Origin of the sequence: Streptomyces ambofaciens ATCC 23877 (assembly GCF_001267885.1) — a bacterium.
GTDB classification, from domain to species: domain Bacteria; phylum Actinomycetota; class Actinomycetes; order Streptomycetales; family Streptomycetaceae; genus Streptomyces; species Streptomyces ambofaciens.
Genome location: NZ_CP012382.1, coordinates 7485724 through 7505546 on the forward strand (window position 1 = coordinate 7485724; position 19823 = coordinate 7505546).

The window sequence follows — 19823 nt, forward strand, 5'->3', positions numbered from 1 at the left end:
GGCGGTGCCGTCCGACCGCCGCCCTCCGGGGAAAGCAGGTCATCGTCATGCTGGTGCGTCTGCCCACGTCCGTGTCCGAAGCGCAGGAGTGCATGGCGCAGGGAGCGGTGCCCATCGGCGGGGCCACGCTCGTGTGGGCCACCTGGCAACGGGACGGCTTTCCCGAACTGGCCATGTCGCTGCGCGACCTGCCGGAGGCGTCCGTGGTCGAACCCGAGGCGCTGGGGGCGGCCGTGGTGCTGCACCGGATAGACGCCCGGGTGCCGGAGGTACTGCGCAGGGCGGCCGGCACCGTGGGCACCGGAGCCGTACGCCGGACGGCCACGGTCGGGGGCAACCTGGTCGGCAGCAGCCTGCGTTGCCTGCTGCCCGCGGCCCTGGTGCTGGACGCCCGGGCCACGGTGCTGGGACCCGACCGGGCCTACGAGACCGATCTGCCCGAGGTGGTCGCCAAGCGCCACCTCCTGCTGGGCCTGCGCTGGCGCACCCCGTTGGCCAGCGGATACCGCAAGGAGCCCGCCGAGGCCGGCGGACCGCCGCCGCTGGTCGTCGCCACCGCCGTGCACGCCGTGGACGGGGGCCCGCGGCAGCTGAGGGTCGCCGTCCGCGACGGCTACGAGGTGCTCAGCGGGACCGTGTCGTGCGACGCGGGTGCCGACGGGGCCTTCGACCTGCTGCGGCGTTCGGATGTCGGCGCCCTGCCCCCCGGGGCCCGGGACGTGGTGCGTGAGCAGGTCGCCGACATCCTGGATTCCCTCACCGAGCGCTGACGCGGCGGCACGGACGGGCGGGCCTCAGCCGTTGGCCAGCGCCTTGACCTGGTCCAGCGCGCCGTTGAACTTGTCGTGGTCCCCGACGGTCGGCCCGGTGGAGGTGTACTGCCACATCGTGTGGAAGTCCCAGCCGGCCGGGAGGGGGCCCACGGTCGAGGCGTACCGGGCGATCCACAACGGGTTGGTGGAGCCGAAGCCGCTGTAGTCCCCGGTGCACTGCTTCCACCAGTTGGTGGAGGTGTAGATCGCGGCGTCGCGGCCGGTGCGCGCCTTGTAGCGGTCCAGGAAGTCGCCGATCCACGCGACCATCTGACTCGCCGTCCTGCCGTAGCAGGTGTCCCCGTACGGGTTGTACTCGATGTCGAGCACGCCCGGCAGCGTTCTGCCGTCCTTGGACCAGCCGCCGCCGTGGTCCACGAAGTAGTCCGCCTGGGCGGCACCGCCGGCGCCGTCCGGCGTCGCGAAGTGGTACGCGCCGCGGATCATGCCGACGTCGTACGAACCGCCGTACTGCTGTGCGTAGTAGGGGTTCCGGTAGGAGGTGCCCTCGGTGGCCTTCACATAGGCCCACTTGACCCCGCTGCTCCAGAGGGTCGGCCAGGCGACGTTGCCCTGATGGCTGGAGACGTCCACCCCTTCGGTCTGGGTGACCCGGGTGTCCGCGGGCTGTCCCTGGACCCCTTCGTGGGCCAGGACCCCCATGCCCATGTGGGCGGACCCGCGGACAGGTGTCGCGCCCGTCCCGTCGGCCGACGCGGGGGCCGCGGGCAGGGTCAGGAGAAGCGACGGGACGGCGAGGAGGACGCCTGACGTGAGCAGGCGACGTGAGTGGCTGGGCGCCACGGCTATGGGTCTGCGCATGGCACCCATCCGATCCGCTGTCGCGCCGGACCGCACCCCACGCTCGTCCAGACGGTGTGGGGGGGGGGGTGGGCCCGGTGCGGGGCGACACCCGGCCGATCCGCCGGTTTGAACGTGTTCAAATCTGGGATATGGTCGCCGTACGACGAGGGGGGAGCAGCCCATGAAGATCGTGATCCCTGGGGGAACCGGGCAGGTCGGAACGGTTCTGGGACGTGCCTGGACCGCCGCAGGACACGAGGTCGTGGTGCTCAGCCGCCGGCCGGAGCAGCGGGGCGAGGTCCCGTGGGACGGCAGGACGCCGGGGGACTGGTTCAAGGAGATCGACGGCAGCGACATGGTCGTCAATCTGGCCGGCCGCAGTGTGAACTGCCGTTACACGCCCACCAACCTGCGGGCCATGATGGACTCGCGCGTGCACTCCGCGCGCGTCGTGGGCGAGGCGATCGCGGCGGTCGCCGAGCCGCCCCGGGTCTGGCTGCAGATGAGCACCGCCACCGTCTACGCCCACCGCTTCGACGCACCCCACGACGAGGCCACCGGTGTGGTCGGCGGCCGCGAAGCCGATGTGCCGGCCTACTGGTCGTACAGCGTCGAGATCGCCAAGGCCTGGGAGCGGGAACTGGAGCGTGCCGACACCCCGCACACCCGCAAGGTGGCCCTGCGTTCCGCCATGGTGATGAGCCCCGACCGGGGCGGAGTCCTGGACGTCCTGCTGCGGCTGGCGCGACTGGGGCTCGGCGGCCCCGTCGCGGGCGGAGCGCAGTACGTGTCCTGGATCCACGAGCGCGACTTCGTCCGCGCGGTCGAGTTCCTGGCCGGCCGCGAAGACCTCACCGGTCCGGTCAATCTCGCCGCTCCGTCTCCCCTTCCGCAACGTGCCTTCATGCGCGCCCTGCGGCAGGCGCGGGGCGTACCGGTCGGCCTGCCCGCCACGCGGTGGATGGCCGAACTCGGCGCCCTGGTCCTGCGCTCCGACACCGAACTGCTCCTCAAGAGCCGGCGTGTCGTCCCCGGCCGACTGCTCGAGGCGGGGTTCACCTTCGACCACCCCGACTGGCCGGAAGCGGCCGAGGACCTCGTGGGGCGGGTGCGCGGGTCCCGGTGAGCAGACGGGCGCGAAAGGGTCGCCTCGTGGCCCGTGGCGCCTGCCGGTGGCCCCGGGCGGCGGGGCGTGTCCGTGTCCTCCGCCCGGGAGGGCGTTCGCTCAGTCCGCTCGGGGTGTGAACCGGACCGGCAGCGACTGCGGGCCCCGGGTGAACACGCCCCGCTCCACCGCGTCGAACCCGTCGGCGGGCGTCAGATCGGGCATGGCGTCCAGAAGCTGGCCCACTCCGATCTCCACCTCTGCCTTCGCCAGCAGCGCCCCGACGCAGAAGTGACGGCCGAGGGCGAAGGCGACGTGGTCGGCGGCGGCCGAGAAGGCGGTCGTCGTGGTCAGGTCGTCGCGCAGGATGTCGAAGCGGTCCGGGTCGTGGTAGCGGCTCTCGTCGCGGTTGGCCGAGCCGATGAGGCAGGTGACGGTGGCGCCCGCCGGGACGGTGCCGCCGCTGAGCTCGACCTCGGTCGCCGACTGGCGCATGATCATGTGGACGGGCGGGGTGTGGCGGAGCGTCTCGGCGAAGGCCCGGGCGATCAGGGTCCGGTCCTCGCGCACGGCCGCCAACTGGTCCGGGTGGGCCAGCAGGTTGGCGAAGATGCTCGCGATCGCCTTGTCCGTCGTCTCGCCGCCGGCCGCGAGCAGCAGGCTGCAGAAGGCCTTGATGTCCTCGTCGCTCATCCTGACCCCGTCGACCTCGGCGGCACACAGGGTGGACAGCAGGTCGTCGCCCGGGTTCTCACGACGCTCCTGGATGACCGGGAACATGTACTCGGCGAACTCCACCCGGGTACGCGCACCGGCCGCCGCGATCTCGGGGTCGCCCGCGAGGTTGCCGAGGAAGGCGATGACGGACGTGTACCAGCCGTGGAAGCGGTCGTGGTCGGCCTTGTCCAGCCCCAGCATGTCCGCGATGACGTTGACGGGGAAGCGGGTCGCGTAGTCGCTCACCAGATCGGCCCGGCCGGTGTACCGGAACGCGTCGATGAGCTCCCGGGAGTTGCGCTCGATCACGGGCAGGAAGCGCTCCTGGAGATCGGTGCCGCGGAAGGCGGGGGCGACCAGCGCCCGCCGGACCGCGTGCTCACGACCGCTGAGCTGCAGGATCGTCCTGCCGTGCACGGGCTCGATCTGCCAGTCGTAGTTCTCGGTCGTGAACTGCCCGTCCCGGTCCTTGAAGACGCGTTCCACGTCCTCGTAGCGCGAGACGATCCAGCTCCGCGTGGCCTCGTGCCAGAAGAGCGGCGCACCCTCCCGCATCGCGCGGTAGGCCGGATAGGGGTTCGCCGCGAACTCGGCGGAGAGGATGTCGGGGACCTGCTGGGCGGCGGACATGAGGCTCCTGGGTCGACAACGGCCGTACCGCGTCAGGCTATTCACGAAGCGACGGCACCGACAGCCCAGGCCGGCGCCCGGCATCGCGACGGTGACCGGGCGGGCCCCGGGAATGGACCACCGGCCGGCGCTGTTGACTGCGGTGACTGACATGCGCGGGACAGATAGATCCGCAGCCCGCGCCGTGGTCGGAAGGAGCACCATGGCACGCAGCACCGCACGCCCGGTCGTCAAGCTGAGGTCGACGGCGGGCACCGGCGTCACCTACGTGACGCGCAAGAATCGGCTGAACGACCCCGACCGGCTCGTCCTGCGCAAGTACGACCCGGTGGCGGGGGAGCACGTTCCGTTCCGCGAGGAACGCTGAACGGCGCGACGGAGCCAGGGAGCCAGGAGGCGATCATGAAGGTGCGTAAGTCCTTGCGCGCGTTGAAGGCCAGGCCCGGCGCACAGGTGGTGCGTCGCCGCGGCGTGACCTATGTGATCAACAGGCGGGATCCGCGCTTCAAGGCCCGCCAGGGCTGAACCGCGCGTACCGCCGAGGCCCGGCCCCGCGACGGCGGAGCCGGGCCCCGTCATGTCCGTGATCGCGCCGTCCCGCGACCGCGCCGCCGTGAGCCCGCCCGCATGCGGGAGAGCGGCGACCTCCGACGGGAGGCCCCGAGCCCCCGCCGTCCCCGGGCGCGCCACCTGACACACTGCGGGGCGACACCCGCCCCGCCCCAGGAGGACCCCGCCATGTCCGAGCAGCCGCTGGACCGTGCCGCCCGGTGCGCGCGCCGGTTCGACGTGCTCTTCGCGGAGTACTTCGAGACGCTGAGCGCGACGCTGGAGGCGCCGTCGTTCAGCCGGTTCACCCCGGAGTGCCTGGAACTGCTGCGCGACCTGTCCCTGCGGGGCGGCAAGCGGATGCGGGTCGTGCTGCTGCACGAGGCCGCGCGCCTGGTGCGGGACGAGCCCGTCGACGGACTGGACGCCGCCGCGCTGAGCATCGAGCTGCTGCAGACCCACGGCCTGGTGCACGACGACCTCATCGACGACAGCGCCACCCGCCGGGGCGGACCGACCACCTACCACGCCTACCGGGAGCGGTTCCCCCGGCACCCGCAGGCCGCGCTCGGGCTCACCGTCCTCGCGGGAGACCTCGCGCTCGCCCTCTCCCTGCGCGTGCTGCTGGACGCCGAGCTCCCGGTCGAGGTGCGGCAGGCCATGGTGGAGGTCCAGACACGCGCCGCGACCGACACCTTCGTGGGGCAGATCGCCGACCTGGAGCGCGACTTCGCCCCCGCGGTCCCGGACGACGACGTCCTGCACGACGTGGCCGACCACAAGTCCGCCCGCTACTCGGTCCTCGCCCCGCTGTACCTCGGGCTCCTGGCCGCGGGCGAACAGCCGGCCGCCTTCGAGGAGGAGTTGCGTCGCTACGCGCGCCTGGTCGGCATCTGCGGCCAGATGCGCGACGACTACCTGGACCTGTTCGGCGACGCGGCCGCCATGGGCAAGCCGACGGGCACCGACCTCCGCGAGGGCAGGCGCAGTTACACCGTCGCCCGCCTGTTGTCCGCGGTGAGCGGCGCCGAGCGCGTCCTCGTGGAAGGGGCCCTCGGGGACCGGGCCTGCACACCGGAGACCGTCGCCGCCGTACGGGAGATCGGGGAGCGTCGCGGCGTGGCTTCCCGCATGCGGGCGGACATGCGACGCTACGCCGAGCAGGCCGGCCAGGTGGCCGCGGGCTGGCGTCCGCGGTGGCGCGAGGACGCGGTCGGCTTCTTCGAGCGGCTGCCGATGTGGAGCGTCGAGCGGGCCGGGTGAACCGCCGTCTCGCCGCGGTACGAGGGGGACGGTCGCGGTTCGGAGGCAGGTCGCGGTCCGAGGACAGTGGCCGCGGTCTTCAGGAAGGCCGTCGCGGACGAGGGAGAGCCGTCGCGGTCCAAGGGAAAGCAAGGGAACGAACATGGCTGTGCTGTTTCTGTCCGGCATCCTCGTCCTCGTCCTCGCGGGGTGTGCCTGCGTCGTGTGGGCGGCGCGGGGAGGGCCGCGCTGGGTGCGAGCGGTGTCCGCCGTGACCCTTGCGGCGGGTGAGCTGGTGCGCGGTGCGAAGGGCTCCGGCAGAAGCGCGGGCGGGAGAAGCGCTGCGGACGACTGAGCAGCCCGTCCGACGCCAGTTCCCCGGACCGCTCACCAGTTCCCCGCGTCGCTCAAAGGGGTATTCGGGATCTTCTGCCCGTTCCATCCGGTCATGATCTGACCGGATGCGCCGCTGACCAGGCGCATCGGTGACGGCGCGATCTCTGGGGAGAAGCATGGCGCACGCGACGCGACGGGGCAGAGGCCGGGACGACCAGGCCGTGCTGGTGGTCGCCGGACTCGCCGACCTGGCGGTGAGCACGCTCGGTTCGGCGGTGGGCGCGGTCCGCGGGCTCCTGCGCCGCTCGGACACCGCCGACCTGGTGAGGGAGGCGGAACAGGATCTCCAGGCCCGGGGCAGGCTGGCCCTGGAGCGGTGCACCAACGTGCCGCCCGCCCACCTGGAGGTACTCGCCCAGCACGTACGCGTGCGACGGGCGGCCGACGGCGTCGATGACTGACCGCTGGGACCCGGCCGCCTTCAAGGTCCGTGTCGACGGCGTACTGCGGAGCTACGTGGACGAGGAGGCCGGTCACCTGGTGGCCGTCGACGACGCCCTCGCCCCCGTGGCCGAGCAGCTGCGCGGCGCCGCCGGGCACGGCAAGCGACTGCGAGCCGCCTTCTGCTACTGGGGCTGGCGAGCGGCCGGACAGCCCGACGACGACGCGCTGGTGCGAGCGGCGGCCGCCATGGAACTGGTGCACGCCGCGGCGATCGTCCACGACGACCTCATCGACGACAGCCCGCTGCGGCACGGTCTGCCCACCGCCCACGTCGCCCTGGAAGCCGTACTGGCCCGGGACGGCCGCCGTCGGCCCCGCGCCGCCGCCCGGTCCCTGGCCATGCTGGTGGGCGATCACCTGATGGCCCTCGCGGGGCAGCTGTTCGCCGGCAGCGGCCTTCCCGCCGCCTACCTCGCCCGTGCCCGGGGTCTGTGGGCCGAGCTCGCCCGGGAACTCGTCGCCGGTGAGTGCCTGGAGATCCTGCACACCGGCGGACGACCGGACACCGGGACCTCGCTCAAGGTGGTCCGGTACAAGACCGCCAAGTACACCGTCGAACACCCCCTGCTCATCGGCGGCCTGCTCGCCGGCGCCGGCCCCGGACTGCGGGAGGCCTACTCCGCCTACGGCCTGCCGCTCGGCGAGGCGTTCCAGCTCCGCGACGACCTGCTCGGTCTGTTCGGGGACCCGGAGCGCACCGGCAAGGCGGGCCTGGACGACCTGCGGACCCACCGGCCCACCGCCCTGCTGGCCGAGACCTGGGAGGCCGCCGACGCCTCCCAGCGGGAGCGGTTGCGCGGCGTGCTGGGCCGCAGCGACCTGGACGAGACGCACCTGCGCGAGGTGCGCGCCCTCATGCGGGAGCTGAAGGCCCCGCAACGCGTCGAGCGGATGATCGGCGCCCGCGTGGAACGGGCCACCCGCGCCCTGGACTCCGCCGACACGCCACCGCACGCGCGCCGGGTGCTGTACGCCCTCGCCCAGCAGGCCACCGACCGCATCCACTGACGAGGAGACCGCGATGACCTACACCGAGACCTCGATGGACGCCCTGCGCCGCAGCGGCGACGACCTGGCCGACGCCGTCGTGGCCACCCTGTTCGAGCGCGGCGAGGTCGGCAAGTTCAACTCCCTGATGCGCTACGTCTCCACCGCCGGCCAGGCCCTGCCGGACGGCCTGCCCGGGGTGGCCAGGGAGTACCTGCGAGTGACCGGCGCCCCGCCCGACTGGGTGGACTGGAGCGAGATGGAGAGGGCCCGCCTCTTCTTCATCGACAACAACGTGCACATCTCCACCGCGTTGTCCTTCGCCTCCATGCCCGCCTGCTACGTCGTCCCGCACGTGGCCCGGCTGCTGTCGGCCACCCACGGACTGAGCTACCCCTCCAAACGCATGGCGGAGACCGGCCAGTTCACCGTCTACCTGATGCAACCGGACGCCTTCGAGGCCGGGGGCCGCTTCATCCCGGCCGCCCAGAAGGTGCGTCTGCTGCACGCCGCCATCCGCCACCACCTGAAGCGGGAGGACCGCTGGGACACCGATGCCCTGGGCGTACCGATCTGCCAGGAGGACATGATCGGCGGGCAGATGTTCTTCTCCCTGCTGGTCCTGGACAGCCTGCACCGTCTCGGTATCCACATGTCGGCCGAAGGGGCGGACGCGTACTTCTACGCCTGGCGCGTGGTCGGTGCCATGCTCGGTGTCGACCAGACGGCCGTCCCCGGCACGCTCGACGAGGCGCGCCAGTTCCTTGACCTGTACATGCTGCGCCACATGGGCCCCTCCGAGGAGGGCGCCCATCTGACGCGGCAGTTGATCGACCTGTACGAGGAAGTCGTCCCGGGCACCCTCTTCGACCCGGTGGTCTCCGCCCTGATCCGCTACCTCGTCGGGGACACGTGCGCCGACTGGCTGGAAGTTCCCCGCACCACCTGGGACACGCTGGTGAAGGCCACTCCGCACCTGCTGGGCGTCCTGGAGACGATCGAGGACCGCTCACCGCTGGGCGCGTGGGCGCTGGACCGGATCGGCCACCTCACCACGGTCCTCGAACTGTCCTCCCTCACCCGCGGACGCGTCATGCACTACGCCGTTCCCGAACAACTGAGGAAGGATTACGGACTCTCGGGCGCCGCGGCCCGCACCCGGCGCTGGACGCCGCCGCCCGCCACCGTCTCCTGAGCCGCGGCCGGCCGTCGCGGGCCGGACGGGACCGGCGGGCGTCAGGCGATGGAGGCCGATATGACCGCGGAGACGGCGAGGTTGCAGGACGCCGTGACCCACACCGCGGGGTGGGGCTCCGGCTCGACCAGCGTCGCGCCCAGCCGCCCCGGGGTGATGAGGTCGACCACGAGGAATGCCAGGGCCATCATCACGAGCCCCAGCAGTCCGAACGCCGCGGTGGACACCAGCCCCTTGCCGAAGTCCTCGTACGTCGTCCAGATGGACGTGAACACGATGCCGCCGATGCCGAGCAGCGCGGAACTGAGCACCATCGCCGCGTTGCGGTTGCGCTGTTCCCAGATCTGCCGGCCGAGCTTCCCGGGCGTCAGCACGTCCACGAGGACGATGCCGAGGACCAGGAGGACCAGGCCGAGGCCGCCGTAGGCGGCGGCACGGCCGAGTCCGTTGACGATGTCGCTCATGGGGGTGCCGGCTCCGTAGCGTGAGGGATCGGGGGTGATCGTGGTCGAGGCGCTGCAAAATGTAGCGCACCCGTTCGACCCCATGGCCCTGCGGTCGGCGATCCCGCGGTCCGGCCGGGACCCGACGTCAGGAGCCGGCCGCGAGGGCGCGGTTGCGGCGGACGGAGGACCAGAAGGAGGCGCCGATCAGGACGACGCCGATGAGGCCGGTGACGACCTCGTTGATCTCGTACTCGATGGTGACCAGGAGGATGACGGCGAGGGCGCCGATGGCGTAGTGGGCGCCGTGCTCCAGGTACACGTAGTCGTCGAGGGTGCCCTGGCGGACCAGGTAGACGGTGAGCGACCGGACGTACATGGCGCCGATGCCGAGGCCGAGGGCCATCAGGACGATGTCGTTGGTGATGGCGAAGGCGCCGATGACGCCGTCGAAGGAGAACGACGCGTCCAGGACCTCCAGGTAGAGGAACATGAAGAACGCGGCCTTGCCGGTGAGGGCGACGGCCGAACGGTTCCCGCCGGAACGCGCCGCCGCTGTCTCGGCGTCACGCTCACGCTCCTCCTCCCGTTCGAGCCTGTCCTCGAAGAAGCCGGAGAGACCGCCGACGACCATGTACGTGATCAGACCGCCGATACCGGCGAGGAGCACCGTCTCCGCCTTGTCGGCGTGGATGCCGCCGTGCTGGTGGGCGTGGGCACCGAAGGTGATCGCGGAGACCAGCAGCACGATCAGTGCGACGCAGACCGACAGCATGTCCACCTTGCCGAGCTTGGCCAGCGCGCGCTCCAGCGGACCGAGCCACTTGATCTCCCGGTCCTCCAGGACGAAGTCGAGGAAGATCATCAGGAGGAACATGCCACCGAAGGCGGCGATCGACGGATGGGCGTCCGTCACCAGCTCCTGGTAGCGCTCCTTGTCCGTGAGCGCCAGGTGCACCGCGGACCACGGGCTCAGCCGGGCACTGACCGCCACGATGACGACGGGGAAGACCAGGCGCATGCCGAAGACGGCGATCACGATGCCGACGGTGAGGAAGATCTTCTGCCAGAAGGCACTCATCTTCTTCAGGATTCCGGCATTGATCACCGCGTTGTCGAAGGACAGGGAGACCTCCAGCACGGCGAGGATCGCGACGAGGCCGAAGGCGGTCCACCCCTCGTACAGCACTCCCGCGGCCAGGCCCAGGGCGGTGACGGCGAAGGCCCAACGGAACGTCTTCACAAGCACGGGCTACTCACTCACTCCTGTTGTCGCGCTGCGCCGGATCCGGCGTTCCCTGCCAGTGCCCCGCACCCACGTTGTCTACCACGATCGATCACCGTCACCGGGGCACGCCCGGCTCGGCGCCGCCCGCGGCACCGGACCGTCACCAAAATGGATCGCTTCGTTTCCTTGAGGCTTTCGTGTTTGGCGGAGTAGGTTCCCGCCATGACCGCATCCCCGGATACGGCCGTCGCCTCCGAGCTGCGCGGGGCCGGTCTACGCGTGACCGCAGCCCGCGTCGCGTTGCTCGAGACCGTCCGGCGGGGCGGTCACCTCGACGCCGAGGCGATCGCCGCCGGTGTACGCCGGCGCGTGGGCCACGTCTCCCTGCAAGCCGTGTACGAGGCGTTGCACGCGCTCACCGCGGCGGGACTCGTGCGCCGCATCCAGCCGCCCGGCGGCCCGGCGCGGTTCGAGGGGCGGGTGGGGGACAACCACCACCACGTCCTGTGCCGGTCCTGCGGCGCCCTCGCCGACGTCGACTGCGCCGTCGGCGAGGCGCCTTGTCTGACCGCCTCCGACGACCACGGCTTCGCGATAGACGAGGCCGAGGTCATCTACCGGGGCCTGTGCCCCGACTGCTCCACCCCCGGCAGTACCCCAGCACCTTGATCCGCCCCTCCGGAAGGATGTCCATGTCCGAGAACCACGACGCCATCGTGACCGACGCGAAAACCGAGGAGGCCGGTGGTTGCCCGGTCGCCCACGGACGCGCCCCGCACCCCACCCAGGGGGGCGGAAACCGCCAGTGGTGGCCGGAGCGGCTCAACCTGAAGATCCTCGCCAAGAACCCCGCGGTGGCCAACCCGCTGGGTGACGGGTTCGACTACGCCGAGGCGTTCGGTTCGCTCGACCTGCCGGCCGTGAAGCGCGACATCGCCGAGGTGCTCACCACCTCGCAGGACTGGTGGCCCGCCGACTTCGGCCACTACGGCCCGCTGATGATCCGCATGGCCTGGCACAGCGCGGGCACCTACCGCATCAGCGACGGCCGCGGCGGCGCCGGCGCCGGACAGCAGCGCTTCGCCCCGCTCAACAGCTGGCCCGACAACGGCAACCTCGACAAGGCCCGCCGCCTGCTGTGGCCGGTCAAGAAGAAGTACGGCCAGAGCCTGTCCTGGGCCGACCTGCTGATCCTCACCGGCAACGTCGCCCTGGAGCAGATGGGCTTCGAGACCTTCGGCTTCGCCGGCGGCCGCGCCGACGTGTGGGAGGCCGAGGAGGACGTCTACTGGGGTCCCGAGACCACCTGGCTCGACGACCGGCGCTACAGCGGCGACCGCGAGCTGGAGAACCCGCTCGGCGCGGTCCAGATGGGCCTGATCTACGTCAACCCCGAGGGCCCCAACGGCAACCCGGACCCGATCGCCGCCGCCCGCGACATCCGCGAGACGTTCGGCCGCATGGCGATGAACGACGAGGAGACCGTCGCGCTGATCGCCGGCGGCCACACCTTCGGCAAGACCCACGGCGCCGGCCCGGCCGACCACGTCGGCGACGACCCCGAGGCCGCCTCCATGGAGGAGCAGGGCCTGGGCTGGCGGAACAGCTTCGGCACGGGCAAGGGCGGGGACGCCATCACCTCCGGCCTGGAGGTCACCTGGACGTCCACCCCGACCCGGTGGAGCAACGGGTTCTTCAAGAACCTCTTCGAGTTCGAGTACGAGCTCGAGCAGAGCCCGGCCGGTGCGAACCAGTGGGTGGCCAAGGACGCCCCGGAGATCGTCCCCGACGCGCACGACCCGTCGAAGAAGCACCGTCCGAAGATGCTCACCACCGACCTCTCGCTGCGCTACGACCCGATCTACGAGCCGATCTCCCGCCGGTTCTACGAGAACCCCGAGGAGTTCGCGGACGCCTTCGCCCGCGCCTGGTACAAGCTGACCCACCGTGACATGGGCCCGAAGTCCCTCTACCTCGGCCCGGAGGTGCCCGAGGAGACCCTGCTCTGGCAGGACCCGCTGCCGGAGGCCGACGGCGAGCCCGTCGACGCCGAGGACGTCGCCACCCTGAAGACCAAGCTCCTCGAGTCCGGCCTGTCCGTCTCGCAGCTGGTGTCCACCGCGTGGGCCTCGGCGTCCACCTTCCGCGGCAGCGACAAGCGCGGCGGTGCCAACGGCGCCCGCATCCGCCTGGAGCCGCAGCGCGGCTGGGAGGTCAACGAGCCCGACGAGCTGGCGCAGGTCCTGCGGGTCCTGGAGGGCATCCAGCAGGAGTTCAACTCCGGCACGAAGAAGGTCTCCCTGGCCGACCTGATCGTCCTCGGTGGCACCGCCGCCGTGGAGAAGGCCGCCAAGGAGGCCGGCTTCCAGGTGCAGGTCCCCTTCACCGCGGGCCGGGTGGACGCCACGGAGGAGCACACCGACGCCGAGTCGTTCGAGGCGCTGGAGCCGGTCGCCGACGGGTTCCGCAACTACCTCGGCAAGGGCAACCGCCTGCCGGCCGAGTACCTGCTGCTCGACCGGGCGAACCTGCTCACCCTGAGCGCGCCCGAGATGACCGTCCTCGTCGGTGGCCTGCGGGTCCTGGGCGCCAACTACCAGAAGTCCCCGCTCGGTGCCTTCACCCGGACGCCGGGCTCGCTGACCAACGACTTCTTCGTGAACCTGCTCGACCTGGGCGTCACCTGGAAGTCGACGTCCGAGGACCAGACCACGTTCGAGGGCCGTGACGCCGCCACCGGCGAGGTCAAGTGGGCCGGCAGCCGCGCCGACCTGGTCTTCGGCTCCAACTCCGAACTGCGGGCGCTCGCCGAGGTCTACGCGAGCGACGACGCCAAGGAGAAGTTCGTGCACGACTTCGTCGACGCCTGGGTCAAGGTCATGAACCTCGACCGCTTCGACCTGGTCTGATCCGTCGGTGTCCGGGCCGGCCCGCAGCTCGCCGGCCCGGACACCCTCGGACTACGCCGTCCCGCGGAAGGTGTTGCGGTACGCCCGCGGCGACACACCCAGCGCCTCGCGGAAATGCTGGCGCATCGCCGTCCCGGTGCCGAACCCGGCGCGGGCGGCGATGCGGTCGACCGGCTCGTCGCTGCGCTCCAGCAGCCGCCGTGCGTAGTCGAGTCGCTGCCGGCCGAGCCACTGCATGGGCGTCACCCCGGTCTCCTGCCGGAAGCGCCGGTTGAGGGTCCGCACGCTCATCGCCGCCTGCCGTGCGAGGTCCTCCAGGGTGAGCGGCTCGCCCAGCCGCTGGAGCGCGTAGGTGCGGGCGGCGGCCGTGGAGGCGCCGTCGGCCTGCGGGGCCGGCCGGTCGACGTACTGCGCCTGGCCCCCCTCGCGGTGCGGTGGCACCACGGTCCCGCGCGCCACCCGGTTCGCGACCTCCACACCGTGGTCCTCGCGGATCATGTGCAGGCACAGATCGATCCCGGCGGCGACGCCGGCCGAGGTGAGCACGCCGCGGTCGTCCGTGTAGAGCACGTCCGGATCGACGTCCACCTCCGGATACAGCGAGGCCAGTTCGGCGCACGACTTCCAGTGCGTCGTGGCCCGACGCCCCTCCAGCGCGCCGGTCGCGGCCAGCACGAAGGAGCCGGTGCAGATGGACGCCAGCCGGGCCGAGGCCGGAACCCGCTCCAGGGCCGCCCGCACCGGAGCGGCCAGCCGCCCCCGCCGCTGCGGCCCGTAGTCCTCCACGGCCGCCGGTACCACCACCGTGTCGGCGCTCTCCAGGACCTTCGGCCCGTGCGGGACGTGCACGCTGAAGTCCGTGTCGGTGGCGACCTCGCCCGGCGCGGTCGCGCACGTGAGGACCGAGTACAACGGCCGTCCGTCCTCGTCGGCGGCCGTCCCGAAGAGGCGGTGCACGATCCCCAGTTCCATCGGCAGCAACCCGGGACGCACGAACACCACCACCCGGTGCGGCGCCCGTCCTCGCTCATCACTCATGACCAGATTCTTTCACTCACTGTCCATCTGGCCAGTGGTCTGTGGTCCGCGTCCGGCGAAGGGTGGGGCGCATGCGCCCCACGACCCGACACCCCCGCGTCCTCCCCGGGCACCGCGCCTGGTGGACGGCAGCCGTCACCGCGGCCACGATCGTCGTCGCCGGTGCCTTCTCCACCATGCCCGGCATCCTCCAGGGCCCGCTGCACGGCGAGTTCCACTGGTCCCGCGGTTCCCTCGGCCTCGCCGCGTCGGTGAACATGGTCCTGTACGGCCTCACCGCCCCGTTCGCCGCCTCCCTGATGGACCGCTTCGGCGTCCGGCGGATCGTCGTCACCGCCCTCGGCGTCGTCACCGCAGGAGCACTGCTCACCACCGTCATGGACGCCGCCTGGCAGTTCACCCTCTGCTGGGGCCTCCTGGTGGGCCTCGGCACCGGAGCGCTGTCCATGACCCTCGCCACCACCGTCGCGAACCGCTGGTTCACCACCCGCCGCGGCCTGGTCACCGGCATCCTCTCCTCGGCCGGCGTCCTCGGGCAGATGGTCTTCCTGCCCGCCCTGTCCTGGACCATCGACCACCACGGCTGGCGCCCGTCGCTGGTCACGCTCGCCGTCGCCGCACTGGTCACCCTGCTCCTGGTCCGGTGCACCCTCGGCGACCACCCCGCCGACAGCGGACACCACCCCTACGGCAGCCCCGCCTTCGTCCCCAAGCCGGCCCCCGTCCCCGGCGCGGCGCGGCGCGCCCTCGCCGTTCTGCGCGACGCCGCGCACACCGCCCCCTTCTGGCTGCTCGCCACCGCGTTCGCCGTCTGCGGTGCCTCGACCAATGGCGTGATGTGGACGCACTTCGCCCCCGCCGCCCACGACCACGGCATGCCAGTCACCACCGCCTCGACCCTGCTGGCCCTGATAGGCGTCTTCAACGTCGCCGGCACCGTCGCCGCCGGATGGCTCACCGACCGGCTGGACCCGCGCAGGCTGCTGGCCGTCGTCCTCACCGCACGCGGTCTGCTCCTCGTCGCGCTGCCCGCCCTCATGAGCGCGACCGTGACGCCGCCCATGATGGCCTTCGTCGTCCTCTTCGGGCTCCTCGACCTCGCCACGGTGCCTCCCGTCATCGCCCTGTGCCGCACGTTCTGGGGTGACGACAGCGCCATCGTCTTCGGCTGGACCAACGCCGCGCACCAGGTCGGTGCCGCCCTGGCCGCCTTCCTGGGCGGCGTCGCCCGTGACGCGTTCGCCGGCTACGACCCGGTGTGGACCGTCCTCGGCGCGGCGTGCGCCGCCGCGGCCCTCCTCGCGCTCACCGTCCGCCGTACGCCCGGCGTGAGCGTGCCCCGACGCGGGCGAAAAGCGCTGGCCGCGCCCGGAACCAGGTGCTGAGATGAGCTGATGCGCGAGGAGACGTCGGTGGTGGTGGACCGGGGACGGTTCCAGGACGCCGTGACCCCCTGGGAGGACGAGGCCTGGCGGGCCGCCGCCGTCGGCTGGGTGGAGGGCGAGCTCACCGCCCGGGGGCTGCGGCCGGCGGGGGAGTGGCGGGTGCGGCTGCGTCCCTGGTCCGTCCTGGTGAGGCTGCCCGTCCCGGGACGCGGCGCGGTGTGGTTCAAGGCGAACCCGCCGGCCGGTGCCTTCGAGGGCGCGCTGACCGCCGCGCTGTCCCGCTGGGTGCCGCAGCACGTGCTGGAGCCCCTGGCGGTGGACGCCGACCGGGGCTGGTCGCTGCTGCCCGACGGAGGGCGGCTGCTGCGGGACGTACTCGACCGGGAGACGACCGGCCCCGCCCTCTGGGAGGAGCTGCTGCGCCAGTACGCCGCCATGCAGCACGCCCTGACCTCGCGCGTGCCGGAGATCGAACGGCTGGGAGTCCCGTACCTGCCGGTCACCACGCTGCCCGACGTCCTCGACCGGCTCGACGACACCCCGCTGCGGCCCGAGGAGCGCGCGGGACTCGGGGGAGTGCGCCCCCGCGTCAAGGAGTGGTGCGAGGAACTCGCGGCCGTGGGCGTCCCCGACTCCCTCGACCACGTCGACCTGCACGACGGCCAGCTCTTCCACCCCGCGCCGGGCGGGTTCACCTTCTTCGACTGGGGGGACGCGGTCGTCTCCCACCCCTTCTGCAGCCTGACGGTCCCCGCCCGCCGGGCCCTCGAGCGGTACGGGCCGCGGGTGCTGCCGCGCCTGCGGGACGCCTACCTGGAGCCGTGGACGGGCGCCGGGCGCAGCACGGCGGAGCTACGGCGTGCGGTGGTCCTCGCCTGGCGGCTGAGCGCCCTGAGCCGGGCCGGAGCCTACGGCAGGCTGTTCCCCGGCACGTCCGGTGCCGCGGCGGCGCAGGTCGCCGGGGAGGGCGCCCGCTGCCTGCTGGAACTGCTCGACGACCCGCCGTGGTGAGGACGCCGCCCGGCAGGCGTTGTCAGTGGCGGATGCGAGGCTGCGTGTCATGGATGAGGTGGAGTTCATGCGCGGCAGGGTCTACGGCGCCGACCACGACAGCCCCGGGCCGCGGGCCGGTCGCGTCTACGTCCAGTTGGTCGGCGGCCCGCTGGACGGTCTGCTCCTGGACGTCACGGACCTCACGGAGCGCGAGCGGGGCAGGGGAGTGGTACTGGCCACGGAGATAGGCCGCTACGGCCCGGGCGGACGCTCCGCGTATGGTCCGCGGCCGGACGACCGCCTGCGGTTCGACTGGCGGGGCGACGTGCCCTGACCTCCCGTCGCCGGCGGCGCCCCCGTCTCCCCGAGCAGGGCCGCGAGCAGCCAGTCGTGCGCGGAGCCGGGGCTCGGCTCGGGCCGACGCCCCGGCGGGGTGGTCACCTCGGCGACCAGCTCCCAGTAGCGGTCGATCCGCGGGTCTGCCGGGAGCTGCCGGGCCAGCCGGCGGCGGAAGTCCGGAGTGTCCCGGACGCCGTACGCGCTCGTGTACGCGGCGACGAAGCCGTCCAGCGCCTCGCCGGGACCCGGGGGCCGGTCCCGGCGCATGTGGACGCCCGCCAGCTCGTACGCCTCCGCCAGCCCTTCGTACAGCACGGCGGCGCCCCGGGCGCCGGCCACCCGGTGCGCCTCGGGCTGGGGCCGCGCGGTACCCGGACAGGGGGCGAGGACGAGGGCGTTGAGGCGCGCGAAGGCGAGGACCTGGGCCGGGGCCGGATCGTCGGGCGGCCTCGGCACCGCCACCTCCAGGAAGGCACCGGTGGACCGGGCCGGCATCCGCGGGGGCAGCCAGCCGCGCCAGAACCGGACCAGCGGGGCCGTGCTGGGCGGGACGCTCGCGGCGCCGATCAGCCGCAGCCGGTCCGGCCGCTCCCCGGGCGCGCACTCCTGCACCAGCCGCAGCGCCGCCTCCCGCCAGCGCAACGCCCTGAGTTCGGAGCCGAGTTCGCGCAGCCGCCCGGCGACGGCGGCCTCCAGCGCGCCGCCCACCGCGTCCGCGCCGCACGGGTCGTCCTCCTCGTCGAGGATCCGGCCCACCTCGGGAACCGACAGACCGAGAGCGCGCAGGGACCGGATCAGCCGCAGCCGGTCGAGCGCCTCGTGGCCGTACCGCCGGTGTCCGCCGGCGCTGCGGGAGGCCTCCGGCAGCAGTCCGCGATCGGAGTAGAAACGGACCGTCTTGACGGTGACACCCGCCTGTTCGGCGAGTTCACCGATGCCGCACCGACCGTCGTCCGGCGTGATCACTTGAACCTCCCTCAGGGGGAGTTCCTACCGTACCGGCGAGCGCGGGCCGGTGATCGGGCCGGCCCGCAGAGGCGCGAAGGAGCGACCATGACCGCGTTCGTCCTGGTGTCGGGCATGTTCACCGGTACCCACGTCTGGCAGGAGACCGCCGCACGACTGACCGCCGCGGGCGCCGAGGTGCACCCGGTCGCCCTCACCGGGACGGAGGGGCCGCGCACCGCGCCGACGAGCGGCATCGACCTGGAGACCCACATCGCGGACGTCCTCGCGGTGATCGACTCGGTCGGCACGGCGACGGACCGGAAGATCGTGCTGGTCGGCCACGACTACGGCATCCATCCCGCGCTCGGCGCCGCCGACCGGAGGGCACAGCGGGTCGACCGGATCGTGTACCTGGACTCCGGCATGCCCAGGGACGGCGCCCCGGCCCTGGCCGCGGTGCCCGACCAGTCCCTGCGCGCACGGCTGGCCGGGGCGGGCGGGCACCAGGGGGCCGGCGAGATGCTGCCGCCCCCCACCGGGCACGACGAGTGGCGGCTGTGGGGCAGCACCGAGGGCGTCTCCGGCACGGCGCTCGACCGGCTCACCGCACTAGCCGCGCCGCAGCCGCTCGGCACCCTGCTCCAGCCGCTGCGCCTGACCGGCGCCGTGCACGCGGTGCCCACCACCGGCGTGCTGTGCACGGAGAACGGCGCGAGCATCGAGACGGTGCAGATGCTGGTGGGCTTCGGCGACCCCGCGCTGCAAGCCCTCACCGACCCGCGGGTCACCTTCTTCGAACTCCCCACCGGGCACTGGCCGATGCTCTCCCGCCCCGCGGAGCTGGCGGACGTCCTGCTGCGGGCCGCGGCCGGCGAGGGGCACCGGCTGGTCCCCGCCGACGCGGCGGCTCCACCGGCACACCTGCGGCCGTTCCTGCTCGACGTGCCCGAAGCGCCCCGGGAGCGGCACGGGAGGGTCGACCTCCACCTGCCCGACGCCGACGAGCCGAGGCCCGCGGTGCTGTTCGTGCACGGCGGGCCCGTCCCCGCCGACGCCCGGCCCACGCCGAGGGACTGGCCGACCCTGACGGGCTACGCGCGCTGCGCGGCGGCGGGCGGCGCGGTGGGCGCGGTCGTCGACCACCGTCTCCACGACCTGGCCGACTTCGAGCGGGCCGCCGCGGACGTGGCCGCCGCGGTGGAGTCGGTCCGGGCCGACCCGAGGGTGGACGGGGACCGGATCGCGCTCTGGTTCTTCTCGGGCGGGGGTCTGATCGCGGCCGACTGGCTCGCCGCGCCCCCGGCGTGGCTGCGCTGTCTGGCGGTCACCTACCCCGTCCTCGTACCGCTGCCCAACTGGGGCCTGTCCGGCACCCGGTTCCACCCGGCGCGAGCGGTGGCGGATGCCGGAGCCCTGCCCGTCGTACTGACCCGCGTCGGACTGGAGATGCCCGAGATCGCCGCCACCGTCGAGGAGTTCCTGGCAGCGGCCGGGGACCGCGGGGCCGACGTGGAGGTGATCGACGTACCGCACGGACACCACTCCTTCGAGACCGTCGACCGCACCGACGAGTCCCGGAAGGCCGTCCAGCGCGCGATGCGGTCGGTTCTGGACCGTGTCGCCGCCCGGCGGGACACCCCCTGACCGACCCGGTCCCCC

Annotated in this window: 21 protein-coding genes; 15 read left to right on the forward strand and 6 right to left on the reverse strand. The window is 72.7% G+C overall.

The features are described from left to right. The first annotated feature begins 47 nt into the window (after positions 1–47). Positions 48–770 (forward strand): FAD binding domain-containing protein, encoded by a 723-nt coding sequence (locus SAM23877_RS32975; protein ID WP_053143100.1) that lies wholly within the window; start codon positions 48–50, stop codon positions 768–770. 24 nt (positions 771–794) lie between these two features. Here SAM23877_RS32975 and SAM23877_RS32980 read toward each other — a convergent pair whose 3' ends face one another. Beyond that, complete coding sequence (locus tag SAM23877_RS32980; protein WP_053143101.1) at positions 795–1634, reverse strand: lysozyme; 840 nt, start codon at positions 1632–1634, stop codon at positions 795–797. Positions 1635–1797: 163 nt separating this feature from the next. Here SAM23877_RS32980 and SAM23877_RS32985 point away from each other — a divergent pair, with 163 nt between their 5' ends. Further along, positions 1798–2742 (forward strand): TIGR01777 family oxidoreductase, encoded by a 945-nt coding sequence (locus SAM23877_RS32985; RefSeq protein ID WP_053141184.1) that lies wholly within the window; start codon positions 1798–1800, stop codon positions 2740–2742. Between the two features lie 99 nt (positions 2743–2841). Here SAM23877_RS32985 and SAM23877_RS32990 read toward each other — a convergent pair whose 3' ends face one another. Beyond that, positions 2842–4068 carry a cytochrome P450 gene (locus SAM23877_RS32990; RefSeq protein ID WP_053141186.1) on the reverse strand — a complete coding sequence of 409 codons (1227 nt, stop codon included), beginning with the start codon at positions 4066–4068 and terminating at the stop codon, positions 2842–2844. Positions 4069–4270: 202 nt separating this feature from the next. Between SAM23877_RS32990 and rpmG the strand changes: the two genes are divergently transcribed. From rpmG to SAM23877_RS33025, 7 genes are all read left to right on the forward strand, one after another. Beyond that, positions 4271–4435, forward strand: a complete 165-nt coding sequence (rpmG, locus tag SAM23877_RS32995) for a 50S ribosomal protein L33 (protein ID WP_053141188.1) — start codon at positions 4271–4273, stop codon at positions 4433–4435. Positions 4436–4470: 35 nt separating this feature from the next. After that, entirely contained in the window at positions 4471–4593 is a 123-nt protein-coding gene (gene ykgO, locus SAM23877_RS33000; protein WP_053141190.1) for a type B 50S ribosomal protein L36, read from the forward strand. Between the two features lie 213 nt (positions 4594–4806). Continuing rightward, a complete protein-coding gene (locus tag SAM23877_RS33005) occupies positions 4807–5880 on the forward strand; it encodes a polyprenyl synthetase family protein (RefSeq protein ID WP_053141192.1) in 1074 nt (357 codons plus the stop codon). A gap of 142 nt (positions 5881–6022) precedes the next feature. Next, complete coding sequence (locus SAM23877_RS33010; protein WP_053141194.1) at positions 6023–6214, forward strand: hypothetical protein; 192 nt, start codon at positions 6023–6025, stop codon at positions 6212–6214. A 157-nt stretch (positions 6215–6371) separates the two neighbouring features. Beyond that, the gene (locus SAM23877_RS33015) at positions 6372–6656 is read left to right on the forward strand and encodes a hypothetical protein (RefSeq protein ID WP_053141196.1); all 285 of its coding nucleotides are present in this window, start codon (positions 6372–6374) and stop codon (positions 6654–6656) included. Beyond that, on the forward strand, positions 6649–7707 hold the full coding sequence (locus SAM23877_RS33020; RefSeq protein WP_053141198.1) for a polyprenyl synthetase family protein: 1059 nt from the start codon (positions 6649–6651) through the stop codon (positions 7705–7707). Before SAM23877_RS33015 ends, SAM23877_RS33020 begins: the two co-directional genes overlap by 8 nt. Before the next feature lie 13 nt (positions 7708–7720). Beyond that, complete coding sequence (locus SAM23877_RS33025) at positions 7721–8881, forward strand: oxygenase MpaB family protein (RefSeq protein WP_053141200.1); 1161 nt, start codon at positions 7721–7723, stop codon at positions 8879–8881. A 41-nt stretch (positions 8882–8922) separates the two neighbouring features. On the opposite strand, the gene SAM23877_RS33030 is transcribed toward SAM23877_RS33025, so the two are convergent. Continuing rightward, positions 8923–9345, reverse strand: a complete 423-nt coding sequence (locus tag SAM23877_RS33030) for a DUF350 domain-containing protein (protein WP_053141202.1) — start codon at positions 9343–9345, stop codon at positions 8923–8925. 127 nt (positions 9346–9472) lie between these two features. Next, complete coding sequence (locus tag SAM23877_RS33035; RefSeq protein WP_053141204.1) at positions 9473–10573, reverse strand: DUF475 domain-containing protein; 1101 nt, start codon at positions 10571–10573, stop codon at positions 9473–9475. A 201-nt stretch (positions 10574–10774) separates the two neighbouring features. On the opposite strand from SAM23877_RS33035, the gene SAM23877_RS33040 reads away from it, so the two are divergent. Together SAM23877_RS33040 and katG are read left to right on the forward strand one after the other, a co-directional pair. Beyond that, positions 10775–11221: a Fur family transcriptional regulator gene (locus SAM23877_RS33040; protein ID WP_053141206.1), complete on the forward strand. Its 447-nt coding sequence runs from the start codon at positions 10775–10777 to the stop codon at positions 11219–11221. Positions 11222–11244: 23 nt separating this feature from the next. Continuing rightward, positions 11245–13461 carry a catalase/peroxidase HPI gene (katG, locus tag SAM23877_RS33045; RefSeq protein ID WP_053141208.1) on the forward strand — a complete coding sequence of 739 codons (2217 nt, stop codon included), beginning with the start codon at positions 11245–11247 and terminating at the stop codon, positions 13459–13461. 51 nt (positions 13462–13512) lie between these two features. On the opposite strand, the gene SAM23877_RS33050 is transcribed toward katG, so the two are convergent. Further along, complete coding sequence (locus tag SAM23877_RS33050; RefSeq protein WP_053141210.1) at positions 13513–14499, reverse strand: GlxA family transcriptional regulator; 987 nt, start codon at positions 14497–14499, stop codon at positions 13513–13515. A gap of 71 nt (positions 14500–14570) precedes the next feature. Between SAM23877_RS33050 and SAM23877_RS33055 the strand changes: the two genes are divergently transcribed. Genes SAM23877_RS33055 through SAM23877_RS33065 form a run of 3 tightly spaced genes read left to right on the forward strand, consistent with a single transcriptional unit; the run spans position 14571 to position 17211 of the window. Beyond that, complete coding sequence (locus SAM23877_RS33055) at positions 14571–15884, forward strand: MFS transporter (protein WP_053141213.1); 1314 nt, start codon at positions 14571–14573, stop codon at positions 15882–15884. A 9-nt stretch (positions 15885–15893) separates the two neighbouring features. Then, positions 15894–16895 carry an aminoglycoside phosphotransferase family protein gene (locus SAM23877_RS33060; protein WP_079030579.1) on the forward strand — a complete coding sequence of 334 codons (1002 nt, stop codon included), beginning with the start codon at positions 15894–15896 and terminating at the stop codon, positions 16893–16895. A 49-nt stretch (positions 16896–16944) separates the two neighbouring features. Next, entirely contained in the window at positions 16945–17211 is a 267-nt protein-coding gene (locus SAM23877_RS33065; protein WP_053141215.1) for a hypothetical protein, read from the forward strand. On the opposite strand, the gene SAM23877_RS33070 is transcribed toward SAM23877_RS33065, so the two are convergent. Next, positions 17130–18182 carry a MerR family transcriptional regulator gene (locus tag SAM23877_RS33070; RefSeq protein WP_053141217.1) on the reverse strand — a complete coding sequence of 351 codons (1053 nt, stop codon included), beginning with the start codon at positions 18180–18182 and terminating at the stop codon, positions 17130–17132. The genes SAM23877_RS33065 and SAM23877_RS33070 overlap by 82 nt on opposite strands. A gap of 87 nt (positions 18183–18269) precedes the next feature. Between SAM23877_RS33070 and SAM23877_RS33075 the strand changes: the two genes are divergently transcribed. Continuing rightward, positions 18270–19808, forward strand: a complete 1539-nt coding sequence (locus SAM23877_RS33075; RefSeq protein WP_053141218.1) for an alpha/beta fold hydrolase — start codon at positions 18270–18272, stop codon at positions 19806–19808. Positions 19809–19823: the final 15 nt, after the last annotated feature.